General features: G+C 60.4%; 17 protein-coding genes. 7 read left to right on the top strand and 10 right to left on the bottom strand.

Features of this window, described 5'->3' with window-relative positions; translation table 11 throughout:
* Window positions 1-2: 2 nt before the first annotated feature.
* Window positions 3-3,473, bottom strand: coding sequence for a transcription-repair coupling factor (gene mfd / locus LOC54_RS02310; RefSeq protein WP_279312207.1), 3,471 nt, complete (start codon window positions 3,471-3,473; stop codon window positions 3-5).
* Window positions 3,473-3,784, bottom strand: a complete 312-nt coding sequence (locus tag LOC54_RS02305) for a succinate dehydrogenase assembly factor 2 (protein WP_279312206.1) — start codon at window positions 3,782-3,784, stop codon at window positions 3,473-3,475. The genes mfd and LOC54_RS02305 overlap by 1 nt, the downstream gene beginning before the upstream one ends.
* Window positions 3,785-3,913: 129 nt before the next feature.
* Between LOC54_RS02305 and recG the strand changes: the two genes are divergently transcribed.
* Entirely contained in the window at window positions 3,914-5,965 is a 2,052-nt protein-coding gene (gene recG / locus LOC54_RS02300; protein WP_279312205.1) for an ATP-dependent DNA helicase RecG, read from the top strand.
* 85 nt (window positions 5,966-6,050) lie between these two features.
* On the top strand, window positions 6,051-6,800 hold the full coding sequence (locus tag LOC54_RS02295) for an EAL domain-containing protein (protein WP_279312204.1): 750 nt from the start codon (window positions 6,051-6,053) through the stop codon (window positions 6,798-6,800).
* Here the strand turns inward: LOC54_RS02295 and LOC54_RS02290 are convergent, their stop codons facing one another.
* The gene (locus LOC54_RS02290; RefSeq protein WP_279312203.1) at window positions 6,801-7,835 is read right to left on the bottom strand and encodes a lipid A deacylase LpxR family protein; all 1,035 of its coding nucleotides are present in this window, start codon (window positions 7,833-7,835) and stop codon (window positions 6,801-6,803) included.
* Window positions 7,836-8,185: 350 nt separating this feature from the next.
* Here LOC54_RS02290 and LOC54_RS02285 point away from each other — a divergent pair, with 350 nt between their 5' ends.
* A complete protein-coding gene (locus LOC54_RS02285) occupies window positions 8,186-8,905 on the top strand; it encodes a cold-shock protein (RefSeq protein WP_279312201.1) in 720 nt (239 codons plus the stop codon).
* Between the two features lie 105 nt (window positions 8,906-9,010).
* On the opposite strand, the gene smpB is transcribed toward LOC54_RS02285, so the two are convergent.
* The 4 genes from smpB to LOC54_RS02265 are packed head-to-tail and all read right to left on the bottom strand — an operon-like array spanning window position 9,011 to window position 12,056.
* Window positions 9,011-9,505 (bottom strand): SsrA-binding protein SmpB, encoded by a 495-nt coding sequence (gene smpB, locus LOC54_RS02280; protein WP_279312200.1) that lies wholly within the window; start codon window positions 9,503-9,505, stop codon window positions 9,011-9,013.
* A gap of 7 nt (window positions 9,506-9,512) precedes the next feature.
* On the bottom strand, window positions 9,513-10,403 hold the full coding sequence (gene dapA / locus LOC54_RS02275; protein ID WP_279312199.1) for a 4-hydroxy-tetrahydrodipicolinate synthase: 891 nt from the start codon (window positions 10,401-10,403) through the stop codon (window positions 9,513-9,515).
* Between the two features lie 37 nt (window positions 10,404-10,440).
* Window positions 10,441-11,313 carry a prephenate dehydratase gene (locus LOC54_RS02270; RefSeq protein WP_279312198.1) on the bottom strand — a complete coding sequence of 291 codons (873 nt, stop codon included), beginning with the start codon at window positions 11,311-11,313 and terminating at the stop codon, window positions 10,441-10,443.
* The gene (locus tag LOC54_RS02265) at window positions 11,310-12,056 is read right to left on the bottom strand and encodes a 3-deoxy-manno-octulosonate cytidylyltransferase (protein WP_279312225.1); all 747 of its coding nucleotides are present in this window, start codon (window positions 12,054-12,056) and stop codon (window positions 11,310-11,312) included. The genes LOC54_RS02270 and LOC54_RS02265 overlap by 4 nt, the downstream gene beginning before the upstream one ends.
* Before the next feature lie 134 nt (window positions 12,057-12,190).
* On the opposite strand from LOC54_RS02265, the gene LOC54_RS02260 reads away from it, so the two are divergent.
* The 4 genes from LOC54_RS02260 to LOC54_RS02245 all read left to right on the top strand — a co-directional run bounded on the left by LOC54_RS02260 (window position 12,191) and on the right by LOC54_RS02245 (window position 16,800).
* Window positions 12,191-13,075, top strand: a complete 885-nt coding sequence (locus LOC54_RS02260; RefSeq protein WP_279312197.1) for a cytochrome c family protein — start codon at window positions 12,191-12,193, stop codon at window positions 13,073-13,075.
* Window positions 13,072-13,890, top strand: coding sequence for an inositol monophosphatase family protein (locus LOC54_RS02255; protein WP_279312196.1), 819 nt, complete (start codon window positions 13,072-13,074; stop codon window positions 13,888-13,890). The genes LOC54_RS02260 and LOC54_RS02255 overlap by 4 nt, the downstream gene beginning before the upstream one ends.
* A 135-nt stretch (window positions 13,891-14,025) precedes the next feature.
* On the top strand, window positions 14,026-15,279 hold the full coding sequence (gene serA / locus LOC54_RS02250) for a phosphoglycerate dehydrogenase (RefSeq protein WP_279312195.1): 1,254 nt from the start codon (window positions 14,026-14,028) through the stop codon (window positions 15,277-15,279).
* Between the two features lie 33 nt (window positions 15,280-15,312).
* Window positions 15,313-16,800, top strand: a complete 1,488-nt coding sequence (locus LOC54_RS02245) for a YifB family Mg chelatase-like AAA ATPase (protein ID WP_279312194.1) — start codon at window positions 15,313-15,315, stop codon at window positions 16,798-16,800.
* Here the strand turns inward: LOC54_RS02245 and metC are convergent.
* From metC to LOC54_RS02230, 3 genes are read right to left on the bottom strand one after another with little or no spacing between them, the layout of a single operon-like run.
* Window positions 16,797-18,005: a cystathionine beta-lyase gene (gene metC, locus LOC54_RS02240; RefSeq protein ID WP_279312193.1), complete on the bottom strand. Its 1,209-nt coding sequence runs from the start codon at window positions 18,003-18,005 to the stop codon at window positions 16,797-16,799. The genes LOC54_RS02245 and metC overlap by 4 nt on opposite strands.
* Window positions 18,002-18,868, bottom strand: coding sequence for a sulfurtransferase (locus LOC54_RS02235; RefSeq protein WP_279312192.1), 867 nt, complete (start codon window positions 18,866-18,868; stop codon window positions 18,002-18,004). The genes metC and LOC54_RS02235 overlap by 4 nt, the downstream gene beginning before the upstream one ends.
* Window positions 18,869-18,913: 45 nt before the next feature.
* The gene (locus LOC54_RS02230) at window positions 18,914-19,429 is read right to left on the bottom strand and encodes a hypothetical protein (RefSeq protein ID WP_279312191.1); all 516 of its coding nucleotides are present in this window, start codon (window positions 19,427-19,429) and stop codon (window positions 18,914-18,916) included.
* Window positions 19,430-19,469 lie beyond the last annotated feature (40 nt).

Below are 19,469 nucleotides of genomic sequence, written 5' to 3'. Positions count from 1 at the left end.
AATCAGGCTGCTTTCTCCGCGCGGCGGCTGAGCTGCGCGAGAGCAGAGGTGACTTTCTTCGCAAGACCGATACGGTGTGCGTTCTCCAGATCGCCCAGGATGGCGAGTTTCTGGTCGGGACGCACGCGGATCGTGCCTTCCTTCCACTTACCCATCCAGCGGATAAGCCCTTCCGGATTGCGGAAGATGCCGTTCCTGAACTGGAGGACCATGCCTTTCGGCCCGGCCTCCAGACGCTCTACGCCCGCTTCCTTGCAGAGCCTCTTGATGGCGACGACCTCCAGGAGGTTTTTTGCCTCATCAGGCAGCCCGCCGAAGCGGTCTATCAGCTCTGCCTCCATGGCCTCCATCTCGGCATCGGATGCCAGTGCGCCGATTCTGCGATAGAGCGAGAGGCGTACCGGAAGATCCCGGACATAGGTTTCCGGAATGAGCACCGGCAGGCCGAGGATAATGTTCGGGGTCCACTCGCGGTCTTCCGCCCGCTCCCTGCCCCGCTCCGCCCGCATGTCGGTTACGGCATCCTGCAGCATCTGCTGATACAGCTCGATCCCGACCTCCCGGATATGGCCGGACTGTTCCTCTCCCAGAAGATTGCCTGCGCCGCGCAGGTCCAGATCGTGCGAGGCCAGCGTGAAGCCCGCGCCGAGCGTATCGAGCGACTGCATGATCTCGAGTCGTTTCTGGGAGGATGCGGCCAGAATATGGGATTGCGGCCAGGTCAGATACGCATAGCCGCGCTGTTTCCCGCGTCCGACGCGCCCGCGGAGCTGATAGAGCTGCCCCAGGCCGAACATGTCCGCCCGGTGGATGATGAGCGTATTGACCGCGGGCATATCGAGTCCGCTTTCGACGATATTGGTCGAGAGCAGGATGTCGTATTTCCCGTCCGAGAATTCGGTCATCACGCGTTCAAGCTCGGTGGGTGAGAGACGTCCGTGTGCCTGCACCACCTTTGCGTCCGGCACGATATCTCGCAGCCTTTCACCCAGACGATCCAGATCCTCGATCCTAGGGGCGACGCAGAATATCTGCCCGCCACGGAAGCGTTCCCGCTGGATGGCTTCCCGGACCACCACGCTGTCGAACGGCATAATGAAGGTGCGCACGGCCAGGCGGTCCGTTGGCGGTGTTGCGATCAGACTCATCTCACGCACGCCGGAAAGCGAAAGCTGAAGCGTGCGCGGCAGCGGTGTGGCGGACAGCGTCAGGACGTGCACGCCGTCCTTGAGCGCCTTGAGCTTCTCCTTATGGGAGACGCCGAAATGCTGTTCCTCATCGATGATCAGGAGGCCGAGTGCCGCGAACTGGACGGTTTTTGCCAGAAGAGCATGTGTGCCCACGACAATATTCACCGTTCCGTCGGCCAGCCCCTTGCGGACGTCCGCTGCATCCTTTGCCGTGACCATCCGGGAGAGCTGCGCGATTTTCAGCGGCAGGCCGCTGAACCGGGCCTCGAACGTGCGGAAATGCTGTCTTGCGAGAAGCGTGGTCGGGACGATGACCGCCACCTGCTCCCCGGACATTGCGGCGACAAACGCGGCCCGCAGCGCTACCTCCGTCTTGCCGAATCCGACATCGCCGCAGATGAGCCGGTCCATCGGGCGGCCCGAGGCCATGTCATCCAGCACATCGGCAATGGCGCGGGACTGATCTTCCGTCTCCACAAACGGGAATCCGGCGCAGAATTCGTCCCACAGTCCCTCTGCCGGGCGGATGGACGGGGCTTCAAGCAGGGCGCGGGCGGCAGCGGTGCGGATCAGCTCTCCGGCCATATCCCGGATACGCTGCTTCATTTTCGCCTTGCGCGCCTGCCAGGACGTGCCGCCCAGTTTGTCGAGTGCGACACCGGCCTGATCTGATCCGAAGCGGCTCAGAAGCTCGATATTCTCTACGGGGAGATAGAGCTTCTGGCCCCCGTCATACAGAAGGCGCAGGCAGTCATGCGGTGCCACGCCGACTGTGACGGTTTCCAGCCCGTCATAGCGCCCGATTCCATACTCCTGATGGACGATCAGATCGCCCTCGGTGATCTCCCCGGCCTCGGCAATCAGCTCGTCCGCGCGGCGACGCTTGCGGGGCGGACGGCCGATCCGCTCTCCGAGCAGGTCCTGTTCGGAGACGACCGCGATATCGTCAGCGATAAAACCGCGTTCCAGCCCGAGCGTCAGCAGGCCGACGGTTCCGGGCCTGGTTTTGCGTGCATCCGGCCAGGTTTCGGCTGACTGTGCGGTGATTCCGTTTTCTTTCAGGAGCGTTGCGATGCGCTCGCGCGATCCCCGCGTCCAGGCTGCGACAAAACTCCGTCTGCCGGTCTCACCCCATTCGCGGGCCTGATCGCCCAGAAGACGGAAAACCTGCTCTCGCTCTCCCTGTGCAACGATTCGGGAGAACATCTTGCCGGGCCGTCCCCCGGCATCGATCCCGGCTGCGCCGTCCGGTTTTGCGAAGGGGCTGAATGCCGTGACAGGCATCCGCGCGAACCACGCGTCGATTCCCTTCCGGTCGAGATACAGCAGATGCGGCGGCAGAGGGCGATAGGGTGTCTCTCCCTCCCGCGGCGGCTCGCGGCGGGCCTCATAATGATCCCGGATCATCTCGAGACGGGCCGAGATCGCCTCTTCCACCTGCGGGTCGAGCGATATGGCTGCGTCCGGAAGATAGTCGGACAGGGTTTCCATCGTTGCCTGAAACAGCGGCTGCCAGTGTTCCAGACCGGGATAGCGCCGTCCATCGGACACATATTCATAAATCGGATCAGAGGCGGCTGCCGGTCCGAACAGGTCGCGCCAGCCCGAGCGGAAACGGGAGATGCTGTCCTTATCGAGCGAGAATTCCGAGACCGGGCGCAGGACCATGCCCTGCACCTGTCCGGTTGATCTCTGCGAGCCCGGATCGAAGTGGCGGATATTCTCCACCTCGTCGCCGAACAGATCGAGGCGGACCGGCTCCTCCTGACCCGCCGGCCAGAGATCGAAGATACCGCCGCGTGCGGCAAACTCTCCGGGCTCCATCACGGTATCGGTGCGTGTGTAGCCGTTGGCGATCAGAAGATCGGTCAGGAATGTGGAATCCAGCGTCTCTCCCTGCGATACGGCAAGGGACTGTCCGGCAAATGTCTCGCGCGGGGCCACTCTCTGGAGCAGCGCGGCCGGTGTGGTCAGGACCACGCGGGCAGCCGGAGGCGGCTCCAGCAGGCGGGAAAGTGTCGCCACGCGGGTCGCGACCAGAACCGGGTTGGGCGACACCCTGTCATAGGGCAGGCAGTCCCATGAGGGAAAACGCAGCACCTCGACCTGCGGCGCAAAGAACGCGAGCAGCGTGGCGAGGCGCTCCATCGCCGCATCATCGCGGGCGACGTGCAGGACAGATCCCTTATGTTCCTGAGCCCTGCGGCCCAGGAGGACGGCATCATATCCTTCCGGAACGCCCCAGACCGGCGTGATATGTGCGGAAGAAGACGTCTGAATCATTAAACGGCGGATTCCCTGCCTTTTCCGGCGCACCATCTCACCATTGCCGACAGCATGGGCGTTGCTTTGTCCTCAGGCAGCGGGAGACGGCCAAACAGCCAGTCCGTCAGTTCGGGATCAGGCATCTGCATGACCTGCTCCATATCGGTAAGCTGCGCGTCGTCCATCTTATCCACATGGGCCTCGACAAATCCGCCGATCAGGATGTCTGTCTCAAACGTTCCGCGATGTGCGGCCCTGAAGGAGAGACGGCGGCGACGGACAGTCAGGCTGTCGGTGGCTGCGGGAGATATGGTTCCGTTTTGTTCCATGAGAAGCTGCTCTATACCTCTGGTGAAAGCGGATGGCCATCCTGGCCGTCATTCCGGCGGGAGATAGCACGAACCTTGCACAGGACAGACAGAAACCGGGTTGCAGCCGGGTCACAAGGATGACAGCCCGTGCGGGATACTGACGTTCTGTCTCCTCTGCTCGCCCCTGTCGAGACCCTGCCGGGGACGGGACCGGCGCTGGGCAGGCTGCTCAGACGGGCGACGGGCGGAGGGCAGATCCTTGATCTGCTGTATCACCTGCCGGAGACGATCACGGACCGGCGCTTCCGTCCCTGCGTGGAAGCCGCGGAGTCCGGCCGGATCGCGACGTTCGGAGGAATAATCGTCCGGATCACGCCGCCTGCGAAGACCCGGCAGCCGTTTCGCGCCGTGCTCAGCGACGGTACCGGCGAGTGCGATCTGACTTTTTTCTCAAAATGGCAGGCAAAATCCCTCCGGGTCGGGGCACCTTTCGTCGTGTCCGGCCGGATGGAGTCCTTTGCCGGGCGTCCTGGCATCACCAATCCGGACTATCTGCTTCCCGGCAGCGATACAGGCCGGATTCCTCTGCTGGATGCCGTGTGGCCGCTGACGGCCGGTCTGTTCACCGGGCAGCTGCGGCGCATTCTCCGGGAGGCTCTGGCCCGCGTGCCGGATCTGCCGGAATGGCACCCGGATCATGTTCTGACCATGGGACACTGGCCGGATTTCCGCACTGCACTGGCATGGATGCATTTTCCCGGCGATCTGCTTCCCTCATATCCGGACTGGGAGGCTGTGCGGGCACGCGCCCATGAGCGGCTTTCCTGTGATGAACTGCTTGCAGGTCAGATCGCGCTGAGGCGCGCCCGTGCGGCCATGCGCGACATGCCGGGCCGCAGGCTGGCAGGTTCCGGAGACATGCGCCGGGAAGCTCTGTCCCGGTTCGGACATGAACCGACACCGGCTCAGCAGCGCGTTACGGAAGAGATCGCGGCCGATCTGCGGTCGGGATACCGGATGACCCGGCTGCTTCAGGGCGATGTCGGTGCGGGCAAGACACTGGTTGCACTGATGGCCATGCTGAACGCTGCGGAATGCGGGGCTCAGGCTGCCATCATGGCTCCCACGGAAATTCTGGCACGTCAGCATTACGCGACATTCCGACGCCTCTCCCCTGCTCCGGTCGTATTTCTTTCCGGCTCCGTTCGCGGGAAAGCCCGGAAAGAGGCGCTGGCGGCAATTGCAGACGGATCTGCACGGCTGATCGTCGGGACGCATGCGCTGGTGCAGGAAAAGGTCGTGTTTCATGATCTCGCACTGGCGATCGTGGACGAGCAGCATCGTTTCGGCGTTGAGCAGCGCCTGGAACTAAGCGCCAAGGGCGACTGGCCGCATATGCTGGTCATGACCGCAACGCCGATTCCCAGAACGCTGCTTCTGACGCGATGGGGGCAGCTTGAGGTCAGTCGCCTCGATGGCAAACCGGTCGGGCGCAAGCCGGTCCGCACATCTCTGCACAGCCTGTCCTCCCTGGAGCAGGTCGTGTCCGGAGTTGGCCGTGCTCTGAAGAGCGGTGCACAGATATTCTGGGTCTGTCCTCTTGTGAGCGAAAGCACGGAGCTGGAAATTGCTGCCGCCGAGGCCCGCTTCGAAACGCTCCGGGAGCGTTTCGGCGACAGAACCGGGCTTGCGCACGGGCAGCAGACTCCGGAGGAGCGCGAGGCTGCCATTGCTGCCTTTGCAAAGGGAGAGACCTCCCTGCTGGTTGCGACAACGGTCATCGAGGTTGGGGTGGACGTCCCCTCGGCCACCATTATGGTGATTGAACATGCCGAACGCTTTGGTCTGGCGCAGCTTCACCAGCTGCGCGGGCGTGTCGGCCGGGGGGCTGATGAATCGTTCTGCCTGCTGCTGCATGAACCAGATCTTTCTCAGTCTGCACGGCAGAGACTGACGCTCCTTCGGGATAGTGAGGATGGCTTCAGAATTGCCGACGAGGATTTCCGGCAACGCGGCGGAGGAGATCTGACCGGCAGACGCCAGGCCGGTGTTCCGGGCTTTCGTCTGGTCCGTTTTGAGGATCTGGAACGGCTTTCTGGTATCGCCCGCCAGGAGATGACCGGACCGATCAGGGGCGAGGATATGCTTTTGAAACTGTTCGGAAAAGAAAACGCCGGACATGCCTTTGGCGCGTCGTAATATGTCGTTATCAGTATGCCTGTTATATATCCGGAAAGATTTTTTTCTTACTTTCCTACCTGAGAAACCGGCGGCCTGAAGAACCATGACGATGCACGAAGACCTGCAAGCCGCAATCCGGCAGGGTGATTTTCTGCTTAACTGGATGCCGGTCCTGGAAACAGGGACCGAGCATGTCGTTGCGTTCGAGGCGCTGGTTCGCTGGAAGCGCCCGAAACATGATTACGTCGATCCGAATGTTTTTCTCGCCTGTGCCGAGGAGCGCGGCCTGATTGAGGATATTGACCGCTGGGTCCTTCATCAGGCCTGCCGTCTGGCTCAGGAATGGGTTCAGCCCGTCGGTGTTTCCGTTAACGTGTCTCCTGCCTGGCTTGCAACGGAAAGAGTTGCCGCCACTGTCGCGACCGCTCTGCAGGAGAGCGGGCTGGACCCTGCGCGTCTTCAGATCGAGTTTTCGGAAAAAGGTGATTTCGGTCCGGCAGAAAGTGCCGGCAGGGAGCTTGCGCGCATTCGGGCCCTTGGGGTGCGGATCGTTCTGGATGATTTCGGAACGGGAATCGCGTCTCTGGAGAGACTGATCAACCTGCCGTTCGATCAGATCAAGCTGGACCGTGTTTTTGTCAGCCGCCTCGGGCTTGATGCACGTGTGGAAACGATTCTGCGATCAACACTCTATATGGCTCACGCTCTGGGTATGACATGCTGTGCTGAGGGCGTGGAGACAGAGGAACAGCTTGGCTTCCTGGACGCCCATGGCTGCGAGGAAATCCAGGGGTATCTGATCGGGCGACCAACGATCGCCCTCCCGGATTCGCAGCCCCCGGGCAGTATCTGATCAGAATTTAGCCGAAAGCATCAGCGAGCCGTAGTTAAACAGTCCGGAGCGGGCTGTTGTAAATTCCTGCGTCTCCCAAACTTGGGCATAGGACAGGCGGACGCCGTAGAACATGACGGCCAGACCGGCACGAATCTGTCCGACGGTTCTCTTCATATCCACGTGCGGGGAGTTGCTGCGCATCGTGTTGCCCTGAAGCGTTGCATCGTAGCCGACAACGGTGCCGTTCACGCCGCCAAAGGCATACCAGGCAAACGGGCGCGTGGCCTTGTAGGCGTTGGTGCCGTCGGTTCCGTCTCCGATCGTGGAAATACCGAAATCAGAATCCAGTCCCTGCCCGAAACGGAAGGTGCTGCCCAGTGTTCCGGAGATTCGGTAGTCGCCCGCACGTGCTGAGGCGGCGGGCAGGACATCAAAGCTGATCCCGCGTGATTCGCTGCCGATTCGTGCGACCGGAAGACGCCAGATCCGTCCGTACTGGATCTGAAAGATCGGCTGGTTGGCGAGCTGATGGCTCCAGCCCTTGTTTTTCGTATCGCCGATGGCGCCATGGAAACCGTTCTGCACCTGGCGCGCCAGGGAGGACGGCCCCATCATACCTGCCTGAATACCGAAAATGCCACGTGACAGGTCAGTATCACTGATAAAATTCACCGTTCCCAGCAGCAGACCGGCATAGGGCCGGTCGCGCGAAGATGGCACGGCTATCTGCGTGTCGCTCGGGGTGAAGATCAGCTGCTGGATTCCCATGCTGACCCTCTGCATCCCCTTTCCGAGAATCGCGCTGGTCATATCCGCAAAGGGTTTCGGGAGATTATCGGTTCCGGACGTCCAGTTCACACGCAGACCTGACGTATAGTACTGGTCAGACGTGCCGTTGAGCGTCGAGACGGCGTCGTTCTCGCCCTGGATTGTCCAGGTTCCCTGCTTATCCTGCAGCGGAGTCGCCATCGCTGCCGAAACAGGTGTCAGTCCGGCGATAGCCATCAAAGAGACAAGAATCTTCTGCTTTGTCAGTCGGATATCCTGTCTCATTCCATTCCCTCTGCCTGTTATTTCCGGAAAACCCGATACAACCCTGATGACCGCTGATTAATCTAAAGAAGAAACGGCAGGAAGCCCTCGGAAAAAAACGCCTCGGAAACTATGGCTAATCTGCAACGGTGTCTCCGGGAAAAGACCATTTTTTTGAGACAGAGCAATTATTGCAGTAATTTCATCTTTTCTTCCATCAATGACGTAAAAGATAGTAGAAACGTGTGCCCTGTCTGTGCTTTGGTCGTGACTGCGCCGGGGAGTATTCTCCGGGCCGCATTTCCCCCTCGGGAAGTTTCATTTCACCAGACGCGACCTTGTCGCCAAGTCAGACCCCGGGATCAAGACCCTTGAGAAGTAACAGGACCGACCGCAGCCCCCGCTCCCCCCGCCGCGGCGGATTTGATGATGATTTTATGGGTGGTGGCGGCCCCGTATATGGAGAGCGCCCTGCCTACCAGTCGCCTTATGGCGGCGGCGGTGATCGCGGTGGTTTTGCCCCGCGTCGTCCCGGTGGCGGTGCAGGCGGCCCGCAGGTGATCGCATCCGGCCCGGCCATTGACGCCTCCGTCAAATGGTTCAACGGCGAGAAAGGCTTCGGCTTTATCGAGCTGGCTGACGGATCAGGCGACGTTTTCCTGCATGCCAACGCTCTTTCCCAGGCAGGCTACAGCAGCGCAAGCCCGGGTGCGACGCTTTCAGTGCGCATTGGCCAGGGTCCGAAAGGTCGCCAGGTTGCAGAGGTTCTTTCCGTTGATGAGAGCACTGCGCAGCCGGAGCGTCCCCGTGCTCCTGCAGGCCCGCGAGCCGGTGGCTTCGGTGGTGCCCGCGCCCCGCGTCCCGCTCCGGATCTGTCTGATGCCGAGGAAATCCGTGGTATCGTCAAATGGTACAACGCGACCAAAGGCTTCGGCTTCATCACGCCGGACGGCGGCGGTAAGGACATTTTCGTCCACGCTTCTGCTCTGGAGCGTTCCGGCCTGAACAGCCTTGCTGAAGGTCAGGCGACGAACGTCAAGGTCGTGCAGGGCCAGAAAGGTCCGGAAGCGGCCGCTCTGTCTCTCGACTGAGCCGGGCTTTCAGCCTGATACGAAAAACCCCGGAAGATCTCTTCCGGGGTTTTTTATTGTCTGGAAAACATCAGTTGTAACACCCTGACGGACCGGTGTTCAGGATCAGAAATCCTTCCCCTTGTTCCGGATCAGCCTGGCTTTATCCCGCTGCCAGTCCCGATCAGCAATCGCCTGACGTTTATCAGCCTTCTTGCGTCCCAGGCCGAGACCAAGCGTCACTTTTGCAAGACCGCGTGTATTGAAGTGAATATCGAGAGGCACCAGCGTTGCCCCGTCGCGGGAAATGGCACCAAGGAGACGCTCCACCTGTTTCTTATGGAGGAGAAGTTTACGCGGGGCACGACTGTCGAATCGCGACAGAACACCACCCTGATATTCGGGAATAAAACTGTTGAACAGCCAGAGCTCACCATTGCGCTCCCCGGCATGAGCTTCCGTGATCGTTGCACGTCCCATACGCAGGCTTTTCACTTCCGGCCCCTTCAGGACCAGACCGGCCTCAACCGTCTCCTCAATGGAGTAGTTGAAGCGACCTTTCCGATTCTGGGCTGCGATGCCGTGCGCGATCAGACCGCTTTTGTTTTTTTTCTCTGCCATGTTTCGTTCAGTTCAGAAGACCTGCAGACACAAGGGCCGCTCTCACTTTTGCTTTCGAGGCATCAGACAGAGGCACGAGCGGCAGGCGGCAGGTCTCTCCGCACAGACCCAGCAGGCTGGCGGCATATTTGACCGGACCCGGATTGCTTTCGCAAAACAGGGTGTCGTGCAGCGGTGTCAGGCGATCCTGCAGCGCAATCGCTTCGGAAATCTTCCTTTCCTGCCACAGGGACTGCACTCCGGCGCAAAGCTCCGGCGCAACATTTGCCGTAACGCTGATGCAGCCTGCACCACCCGCAGCCAGAAACGCCACGGCAGTTCCGTCTTCTCCGGACAGCTGCGTGAAATCCTGCGAACCAACAGCCTGACGCACCTGCAACGGCCGGAACAGATTGGTCGTAGCGTCCTTGATTCCGATGATATTCCCGATTGAAGCCAGACGCGCGATGGTTTCCACGGAAATCTCAACCACGGAGCGGCCGGGGATGTTGTAGAGAATCACCGGGATACGGATTGAATCCGCAATCGCCGCAAAATGCTGATACAGCCCTTCCTGCGTCGGCTTGTTGTAATACGGCGCAACGCTCAGGATGGCGTCTGCCCCGGCCGACTCGGCATATTTCGCAAGATCGATCGCCTCGCTCGTGCTGTTTGATCCCGCGCCTGCGATCACCGGCACACGCCCTTTTGCGTTCCTGATCGCGCTCTCGACAATCGTGTGATGCTCATCATGGGACAATGTCGGGCTTTCGCCCGTTGTCCCCACGGGGACAATTGCTGTCGATCCGGCATCGATCACATGCCGGATCAGCCGTTCGAAAGACGGAAGATCAAGGGACCCGCCCCTGTTCATCGGGGTGATCAGAGCGGGAATGGACCCGGAAAGCTGAACGGCCATCTGTTACTGCCTTGTCATTTTTCTTGCTGCGGACGGATCAGGCTGCAAGCCCGGGGGAGATATCTTTCTTGCGGAACGGTGAGGCCGGATAGACGCCCAGTATCCGGACCTGCTCGGAAAAGAACTCGAGTTCCGCCAGAGCTCTTTCCAGTGCCGGATCATCCGGCTTTCCTTCCACATCCAGCAGAAACTGGGTTGCGACAAAGGAGCCGTCAAGCATGTAGCTTTCCAGCCGTGTCATATTAATGGCATTCGTAGCGAACCCGCCCAGCACCTTGTAAAGTGCGCCCGGGATATTCCGCACCCCGAACAGGACCGTTGTCATGACGTCCTGTGCGTCTGCGGCAATCTGCACCGGCTCCCGGGCCGCGATATAAAAGCGCGTCGTGTTGTGGGCGGCATCCTCCACGTTCCGGCGCAGTATGCTCAGCCCGTTCATCTCAGCGGCAAGTTCGGACGCAACGGCTGCATCTTCCCTGCGTCCCCATCCGGCGACAAGCTCGGCTGCGCCGGCCGTGTCAAATTCCACAACCGGCTGGGCTTTGAGCTCTTTCAGCAATACACGGATCTGATCCATGGCTACGGGATGAGTGTGGATGCGTTTTATGTCACTGATCTGCGCTCCGGGCACGCCCAGCAGGCAGTGTTCGACGCGCTGAAAGAACTCACCCACGACGTGCAGCCCTGCCTGAGGGAGGAGCGCGTGAATGTCGGGGACTCGTCCGGCGAGCGTATTTTCGCACGCCAGCATGGCCTGCTCCGCCTCACCGTTATGGACGGCGGCGATGGCATCCGCGAAGGTTTCGCAGGGCAGTGTTGTCCAGCCTGGCCGGGCACGGCGGCAGGCCAGATCGGAATAGGCTCCGGGCCGTCCCTGGAAGGCGATAATATTCTCTGTCTTCCGGGTCATGACCGGCCTTCCTCTTCTGCCACACGGCGGACATGTTCCAGATCGGCGGGAGTGTCCACACCCAGCGGTGCATCCGCAATACGCGCGCAGCCTATCGTCATTCCGGCCTCCAGCGCCCTGAGCTGCTCAAGTTTCTCACGCTGCTCCAGACCTGATGGCGTAAGAGATACAAAACGGTTCAGCGCCGTGCGCCGCCACGCATAGATTCCGACATGATGCCATAAAGGCCCCTGCCCCCATGGGATGATGTTCCGCGAAAAATACAGCGCCCGCGCACATTCCTCGTCTTCCGGACCGAAGCTGCATGCCGTCTTGACCACGGATTCCGCAGCAGCCTCCTCTTCAGACGTGACCGGTGCCACCAGCGTGCCGATATCAACCGCCTCATCCTGCAGCGGAAGAAGCGCGCGATACAGATCCCGGGGGCGAAGGAGAGGAAGATCGCCCTGAAGGTTGATGATCACGTCATGTGTTTCTTCAGGATCAACGATCCTCGCGGCCTCAAGCACCCGGTCCGATCCCGAGGGCAGATCCGGTGCGGTCAGCACGGCTTCATATCCCGCATGACGGACGACGGCGGCAATGTCCTCTTCTGCCGCAGCCACGACGACAGGCCCGACCCCGGATACCCTGGCGCGCTCGGCCACGTGCAGGATCATCGGGCGTCCCGCAATATCTGCCAGAGGTTTCCCGGGCAGACGGGAAGAGCCCATTCGGGCCGGGATAACAATCAGAGGGCGGATCATGAGCGGATGAAAACCACGATAAAGATGCGAGACTGCAACGAGCCGTCTTCACAGAAAACGGCCCGCACTTTAGAAAAGACCTTCCCCCGGCGCAACAGCCCGCCGCCTGACTCCGGATATTGCTGAGACTTATGGATTTTATTTCACTGAACCGCATTGCCATGGCCGCGGTGATCGTGGCCGGAACAGGCGGTATGTGCTGGCTGGCCGGCTCTCTGGCCGTGCCGGATACGACACCGGTCCCTGTGTCCCTGAAGATGCCCGGGGCAGACAAGACGGACAGCCACTCCTCCGGACCGGAGAATACCATCCCGGGCAATCCTGAGGCCGGTGCGGCGGCGGCGGCAGCCCAGTGCGCCATGTGCCACAGCTTCGCTCCGGACGGGCCGGATATGGTGGGGCCGGACCTGTATGGCGTCGCCTCGCGTGGCATGGCGGCCCGGTCCGGATATGATTACTCCGCAGCACTTGTGTCCCGCAAAGGCGGGCACTGGACGACCGGAGAGCTCAATGACTGGCTGTCCTCTCCGGCGGACTTCGCTCCCGGCACACGCATGGCATTTCCCGGTGTTCACGATGCCCGGACCCGATCCGATATCGTTGCCTGGCTTCAGTCCGCGAAGATGAACCCGAAAGAAGATGCGGCTGCGGCAGAACAGTCTCCTCCTGCCCCGCAGGATGATGCTCTTATCGATAAGGGGAGGACCATTGCGGAGCAAAACTGCGCGATGTGCCACAGCTATACACCCGCAGGCCCGTCCCTGATGGGACCGCCGCTCTGGGGTGTGGCGGGCCGGAAGGTGGCTTCGGTGCAGGATTTTTCCTATTCCGATTCACTGAAAAAACTCGGAGGGGTCTGGACTCATGAACGTCTGGACACCTGGCTGAATTCTCCGGCTGATATGGCTCCCGGAACGAAAATGATGTTTGCCGGCATCCGGGCTCCTGAAGAGCGTGCCGCCCTGATTGCATGGCTTTCCAGCCTGAAATCCCCGGATAAGGATACCGGAAAATGACCCCGGACCAGACAGAATCCTGCCTGAAGACTGCTCTCATGCTTGCGGATATTGCCGGTGCCGTGATCAGGCCGCTTTTCCGCGCGCCCCTGCACGCGGATAACAAGGCCGATGCCTCTCCGGTGACCGTTGCTGACCGCGGTGCGGAACGTGTCATGCGGGCATTTCTGGAAGAGCTGCATCCGGATCATGGAATTCTCGGTGAGGAGTTCGGACGCACCAACGCGGACTCACCCTTTTGCTGGACGCTCGATCCCGTGGACGGCACGCGCGCCTTCATCACCGGACGGCCTGTTTTCGGCACATTAATCGCTCTGATGTATGAGAACAGACCCGTGATCGGCATTATCGATCAGCCGGTTACGGGTGAGCGCTGGATCGGAGTTGCGGGCCGCGAGACTCTGTTCCGCCCTGCCATGTGGCATCAGGACAGGACACCGCTTCCTGCAGCAGCCCGTCCCTGCCCTTCGCTTGGAGATGCGGAACTGAGCTGCACCTCTCCGGAGATGCTTGAATCCGCTCCTGAATGCTTTACCTGGGCCACGCTGAAGCAGGCTTGCCGCCGGGTCAGCTGGGGCGGAGACTGCTATGCCTACGGACTTCTGGCGCTCGGGCAGATCGATATCATTGCCGAATGTGACATGAAGCCCTGGGACTGGGCGGCCCTGCAGCCCGTCGTGGAGGGGGCTGGCGGATGCATGACTGACTGGTCGGGTAAGCCTCTGGATTTTAACGGCGATGGTACGGTTCTTGCTGTCGGGAATCGTGATCTTCTGGACAAGGCCGTCACTTCTCTCAAAACCGCCCTGCACTGAGCACGGTTCCGGCGCCGGAAAGAACGTGCTACACACCGCCTCCCGCCCGGTTAAAGGAGCGTTTCTCTCCGTGTGTGCAGAATGTCTTCGGACATCGGAGAAAGCCGGGCCGCGTAACAGTGATGAGCGAGGCTTATGGCTCCCCTTCTCTCCCTCCCTAAAGACAAGATCCGTATCCTCCTGCTGGAGGGTATCCATGACAGCGCGGTCGCTCTGCTGAAGGCCAGCGGCTATGAGAACGTCGTGCGTCATAAAGGTGCGCTCGAAGGAGAAGCGCTGCGCGAGGCGCTGCACGGGACGCATGTCGTGGGAATCCGCTCCCGCACGCAGCTGACCCGTGAGATCATTGAAAGTGCGGATCGTCTGTTTGCCATCGGCTGCTTCTGCATCGGCACCAATCAGGTCGATCTCAATGCCGCGCGGGAGTTCGGAATTCCGGTGTTTAATGCCCCCTTCAGCAATACCCGTTCCGTAGCCGAACTCGTCATCGGTGAGATCGTGATGCTGATGCGGAGAATCTTCTCGCGCTCAGGCGGCTGCCATAGCGGGGAATGGGATAAATCGGCCACGAACAGCTGGGAGGTGCGCGGCAAGACGCTCGGTATTATCGGCTATGGTTCTATCGGCTCGCAGCTTTCGGTGCTGGCTGAGGCCATGGGCATGCGCGTGATCTATTATGACGTAGTGGACAAGCTCGGTCACGGTAACGCCTCTCCGACCACCTCTCTTGATGAACTGCTGCATGAGAGTGACGTGGTCAGCCTGCACGTGCCGGCCCTGCCCTCCACGAAAAACATGATCGGCGCGAAAGAGATCGCGACGATGAAGCGCGGCTCGTTCCTGATCAACAACGCCCGTGGCAATGTGATCGACCTTGATGCGGCGGCAGAGGCACTGAAATCCGGGCATCTGCTGGGTGCGGCCATCGATGTCTTCCCTGCCGAGCCGAAAGTGGCCGGAGAGCGCTTCTCCTCTCCGCTGCAGGGGCTGGATAACGTGATCCTCTCTCCGCATATCGGCGGTTCGACCGTTGAGGCGCAGGAGCGCATCGGCGTTGAGGTTGCAAAGAAGATCGTTGAATACTCCGACATCGGATCGACCTTCGGAGCCGTGAATTTTCCGTCGGTTCAGCTTCCGACCGGCCCGCGCGGAACACGCTTCATGCACGTCCACCATAATGTCCCGGGCATTATGTCCGCCATCAACGACATCTTCAGCCGCGAGAAATGCAACGTCACGGCGCAGTATCTGCAGACGGACGGAGAGGTCGGCTATGTCGTGGTGGAAGCCGATACTGGCGGCAGCACCGACAGGGATCACGACATTCTGGAGCGTCTGCGCGCTCTGGAGGGGACGATCCGCGCCCGCCTGCTCTATCGCGGTGTCTGATTGCGCGCATCCCGGGCATGAACCGGGATCGCTATGATCAACACACGCATACGCAGCTTTGCCTTTTCGGGAATCGAACCGGTTCCCGTCTGGGTCGAGGTGCAGGTGGCAACCGGGCTTCCTGCGTTTCTGATTGTCGGTCTGCCTGATAAGGCCGTGGGAGAGGCACGTGAGCGTGTCCGTGCCTCCCTCGCCTCTCTCGGAATGGCGCTGCCTCCGAAGCGTATCCTGATCAATCTCGTTCCTGCCGATCTGCAGAAAGAGGGATCGCATTTCGATCTGCCGATCGCTCTGGCTCTTCTGGCTGCCATGAACGTCATTCCCGGAGAGGAACTCGGACGCTATGCCGCGTTCGGTGAGCTTTCTCTGGACGGCACGATCAACGGTGTAGCGAATGTCATTTCAGCCTCCGTCGGCGCCTCTGCGCTTGAGCTTGGCCTGATCTGCCCCTCATCCCAGGCAAGAGAGGCAATCTTCGGTGGCAACCGGGATATTCTGGCCACACCGGGCATGCAGGCCGTCATCAGTCATTTCCGTGGTGAGCAGGTTCTGTCTCCGCCGGCAGGTGCAATATGCGAGGCAGATGTTCAGGACGCGGCGGCTCCCGATATGGCAGATGTCCGGGGTATGGAGTCAGCCCGTCGTGCTGCCGAGATTGCTGCCGCGGGCGGACATTCCCTGCTGATGTGCGGGCCGCCGGGAACCGGAAAATCCATGCTGGCTGCGCGCATCCCCGGTCTTCTGCCAGACCTCAGCTTGCGTGAAACACTGGATGTAACACGTATCTACAGCGCTGCAGGTCTTCTTCCCTCAGGCCTGCCTGTAAGGCGTCCTCCCTTTCGCGCTCCGCATCACTCGGCCAGTCAGCCTGCGCTGATCGGTGGCGGCGCCCGGGCAAAGCCCGGAGAGGTAAGTCTTGCTCACAGAGGCATTCTGTTTCTGGATGAGCTTCCTGAATTTTCCCGTCAGGCGCTCGAGGCTTTAAGGCAACCGGTTGAAACCGGAGAGGCCGTGATTGCGCGTGCCGCGGCCCATGTCACCTACCCTGCCCGGTTTCAGCTTATTGCCGCGATGAACCCGTGCCGGTGCGGCTATCTCGGGGATGCTGCCCGGGAGTGCCGGAAGGCTCCCCGCTGCGGAGAAGATTACCTTGGCAAGCTGTCCGGTCCTCTTCTGGACCGTATTGATCTGCAGGTTTCTGCAGAACCGCTTTCTCCGGCTGATATTCTCTATGCTCCGCCTTCTGAAAACAGCGCCGCGGTTGCCGCACGCGTGCTCGAGGCAAGGACGCGCCAGTATCACAGGAACGAAGGCCGCAGGAACGCGGAAGCCGCGCCTGAGGCTTGCGAGACGACCGAGGACGCGAGAAAATTCCTTGCGGATATCTCACGAAAATTCCGTATGTCAGCACGCGGCTTCACACGGCTCCTGCGCGTGGCCCGCACGATCGCGGACCTCGACAGTTCAGATGTGATCAGGCCGCCGCATGTGCTGGAAGCGGCAGCTTTCCGCCAGCGTTAGGAACCGTTCAGAGCCGAGAATCCCTGCTCCAGATCGCCACAGAGATCCCGGACGGATTCAAGCCCGATATTCAGTCTGAACGTCGCCTGAACCGGTGCTTCCGTAGCCGTGCGGCTGACGGATCCTGTCGTTGGCAGGACAAGGCTCTCAAACCCGCCCCAGGAGGCTCCGATTCCGAAAAGATGCAGGCTGTCCAGCATGTTTTCCATGGATTTACGGCTATAGCGTTCCTTCAGAACGACGCTGAACAGCGGCCCTGCTCCGTTAAAATCCCGCTTCCAAAGCTCATATCCGGGAAAATCAGGCAGGGCAGGATGCAGCACCCGCTCCACCTCCGGCCGGTCTGCCAGCCAGCGCGCCACATCCAGCGCGGAACAGGACTGTCGGGCCAGACGGACACTCATGGTGCGAAGGCCACGGAGCGTCAGCCAGCATTCATCCGGCCCGGCAAGCTGCCCGAGCTGAATGGCCGCGTCGCGGAGCCGCTTCCACAGTGTCTTATCTGCAACTGTCAGCGCTCCGATAATCGCGTCGGAATGTCCTGCAGCATATTTCGTCAGAGCCTGAACGGAGACATCCACGCCATGGCGGAAAGGCTCGAAAATTCCGAACCCCCATGTGTTATCCAGTATCAGAAGCGCGCCGTGCCGATGAGCCAGATCGGACAGCGCCGGAATGTCCTGAATTTCAAAAGTATGGCTTCCCGGACTTTCCGCAAAAATGACCTGCGTCTCGGGCCGGATCAGGCGCTCCATCTCCGCCACTGACACGCAGGGAGGATAATATGTGGTCTCCACACCGAATCGCCTGAGCATCGTATCCGTAAAACGCCGGGTCGGCCCGTATGCGCTGTCCGGAATAAGCACGTGCCCCCCGGATGCCGTAAAAGTCAGCAGCGCGGTCGTGCAGGCAGACAGACCGGACGAGACGATCTGCGTATCCTCTCCTCCCTCAACCAGAGCGACCGCACGCTCAAGGACGTGCTGCACCGGAGTTCCCATCGCGCCATAGATGGCCTCGTGATCATACCGCTTCATGCCCTGTGCATTCAGGCTGGCAAGATCAGGGAAGAGAACGGTTGAGCCGCGCGTCACCGGAGGATTAACGAATTTTCCCTCAGCAGGAAGATTCTCGTCGCGTCCTGCCCGGATCAGCAGCGTAGCCAGGCGCTCCCATCCCCGGGACACTTCTTCATGACTGCTCATACGACGCGCTCCGGACCCTGCTCTACCGGAAGACCCGACCTCGCACCCCATTCCGTCCAGGAGCCGTCATAAAGGGATGTGTCCGCAAATCCGGCCAGTTCGGCCGCAACAACAATAACGGCCGCAGAAAGCCCTGACCCGCAGGTGGCGATAATCGTGCGATCCGGCTCGGCACCTTTGCCGTTCAGGATTTTCTTAAGTTCATCAACCGGAAGAAAGCAGCCTTTCTGATCCAGCAGGCCGCCATAAGGAAGATTGCGTGAGCCGGGTATGTGGCCTGAGGCAAGCCCGGGGCGGGGCTCCGGAGCCGCCCCCTCAAACCGCGCCTGGGGCCGTGCATCAAGAACAAGGGCATTTTTTGTGTCTATATTCCGCAGCATGTCACCTGCTCCGGAAAGTCGGCTCATTTTCGGGCGGGTCTCATAGACTTTTTTTTCAGCAACCGGGACGCTTCCTGTCACACACTCCCCGCCCGCTGCCTCCCAGGCCGGACGGCCGCCATCAAGAATGAATACCTTTTCATGACCGAACAGGCGGAACAGCCACCACGCACGGCAGGCCGAAGCGGTATTTCCCTGATCATACAGTATAACCGTGTCGTCACGTGTCAGTCCGGCCTCGCCCGCAAGGCGCGCAAACCGACCGGCTGACGGGGCCATGTGCGGAAGTGCCGTATCCACGTCAGCAAAAACGTCGATATCAAACCTTGCAGCATCTTTCAGATGACCCAGAAGATAGACTTCCTGAGGATCATCCTGCTGCCCGGGGAGACGCGCCGTCGCATCAAAAACAGCGACGCGTCCGGCCGGAGTACCGGACTGCAGGAGAGCCATAACATTCTCTGCCTGAATCAGGGGTGACATATATTCCGGCCCTCCGCACGGTAAACTATCGGAGAGCCAAGACAATCACTGAAATCCGTTCTCCGCAAGCAGACCTCTGAGATACTGGGCGGCTTCCATACCTTTGATGGATTTCTTCCACAGATCCTCAACAACTTTCTGATGTGCGTTCACCGCTTCCGGTGCGCTCGTGACGAGCGACACACCGGTCGAGATATACGGGCTGGCATCACAGCGGAAAGGATTGATCGCGAGCATGGTTTTCTCGCGTCCCCTGAGAAGAACGCAGTTTGTGGAATTCTCGCTCTCGGTCAGGACGCTGAACTGCAATCCAATCGGCCCGGATTCAATAAGGCGGATAATGCGCGATATTTCCCTTGCAGCAAGCTCGCGTCCGGCCTCCCTGCGTTCATCGGAAAGGTTGACGAAATCACCGGGGCCACGCTGGAGAAATCTCTGGACGGCCTGGTCGGGAAGAATCGTGATCAGCGCAGGCCGCCGGATTTCGTATTCCTGCTTACGCTGATACTGGATCGACTGCAGACTGTTGATTTTCGTTGAGAACTGACCCGGGATTTTCATGAGCAATTGACCCGGCCTGATTGTGTATGTCTCCTGTTTT

Origin of the sequence: Acetobacter sp. AN02 (assembly GCF_029759835.1) — a bacterium.
Classification (GTDB): domain Bacteria; phylum Pseudomonadota; class Alphaproteobacteria; order Acetobacterales; family Acetobacteraceae; genus Acetobacter.
This window is presented reverse-complemented; position numbering and strand designations above follow the sequence as displayed.

Coding starts and splice junctions, on each gene's coding strand:
- mfd (WP_279312207.1), bottom strand. CDS start 3,473: ATGATTCAGACGTCTTCTTCCGCACATATCACGCCGGTCTGGGGCGTT.
- LOC54_RS02235 (WP_279312192.1), bottom strand. CDS start 18,868: ATGTCACCCCTGATTCAGGCAGAGAATGTTATGGCTCTCCTGCAGTCC.
- LOC54_RS02230 (WP_279312191.1), bottom strand. CDS start 19,429: ATGAAAATCCCGGGTCAGTTCTCAACGAAAATCAACAGTCTGCAGTCG.
- serA (WP_279312195.1), top strand. CDS start 14,026: ATGGCTCCCCTTCTCTCCCTCCCTAAAGACAAGATCCGTATCCTCCTG.
- dapA (WP_279312199.1), bottom strand. CDS start 10,403: ATGGCCGTTCAGCTTTCCGGGTCCATTCCCGCTCTGATCACCCCGATG.
- LOC54_RS02260 (WP_279312197.1), top strand. CDS start 12,191: ATGGATTTTATTTCACTGAACCGCATTGCCATGGCCGCGGTGATCGTG.
- LOC54_RS02305 (WP_279312206.1), bottom strand. CDS start 3,784: ATGGAACAAAACGGAACCATATCTCCCGCAGCCACCGACAGCCTGACT.
- LOC54_RS02270 (WP_279312198.1), bottom strand. CDS start 11,313: ATGACCCGGAAGACAGAGAATATTATCGCCTTCCAGGGACGGCCCGGA.
- LOC54_RS02255 (WP_279312196.1), top strand. CDS start 13,072: ATGACCCCGGACCAGACAGAATCCTGCCTGAAGACTGCTCTCATGCTT.
- LOC54_RS02290 (WP_279312203.1), bottom strand. CDS start 7,835: ATGAGACAGGATATCCGACTGACAAAGCAGAAGATTCTTGTCTCTTTG.
- LOC54_RS02245 (WP_279312194.1), top strand. CDS start 15,313: ATGATCAACACACGCATACGCAGCTTTGCCTTTTCGGGAATCGAACCG.
- smpB (WP_279312200.1), bottom strand. CDS start 9,505: ATGGCAGAGAAAAAAAACAAAAGCGGTCTGATCGCGCACGGCATCGCA.
- metC (WP_279312193.1), bottom strand. CDS start 18,005: ATGAGCAGTCATGAAGAAGTGTCCCGGGGATGGGAGCGCCTGGCTACG.
- LOC54_RS02295 (WP_279312204.1), top strand. CDS start 6,051: ATGACGATGCACGAAGACCTGCAAGCCGCAATCCGGCAGGGTGATTTT.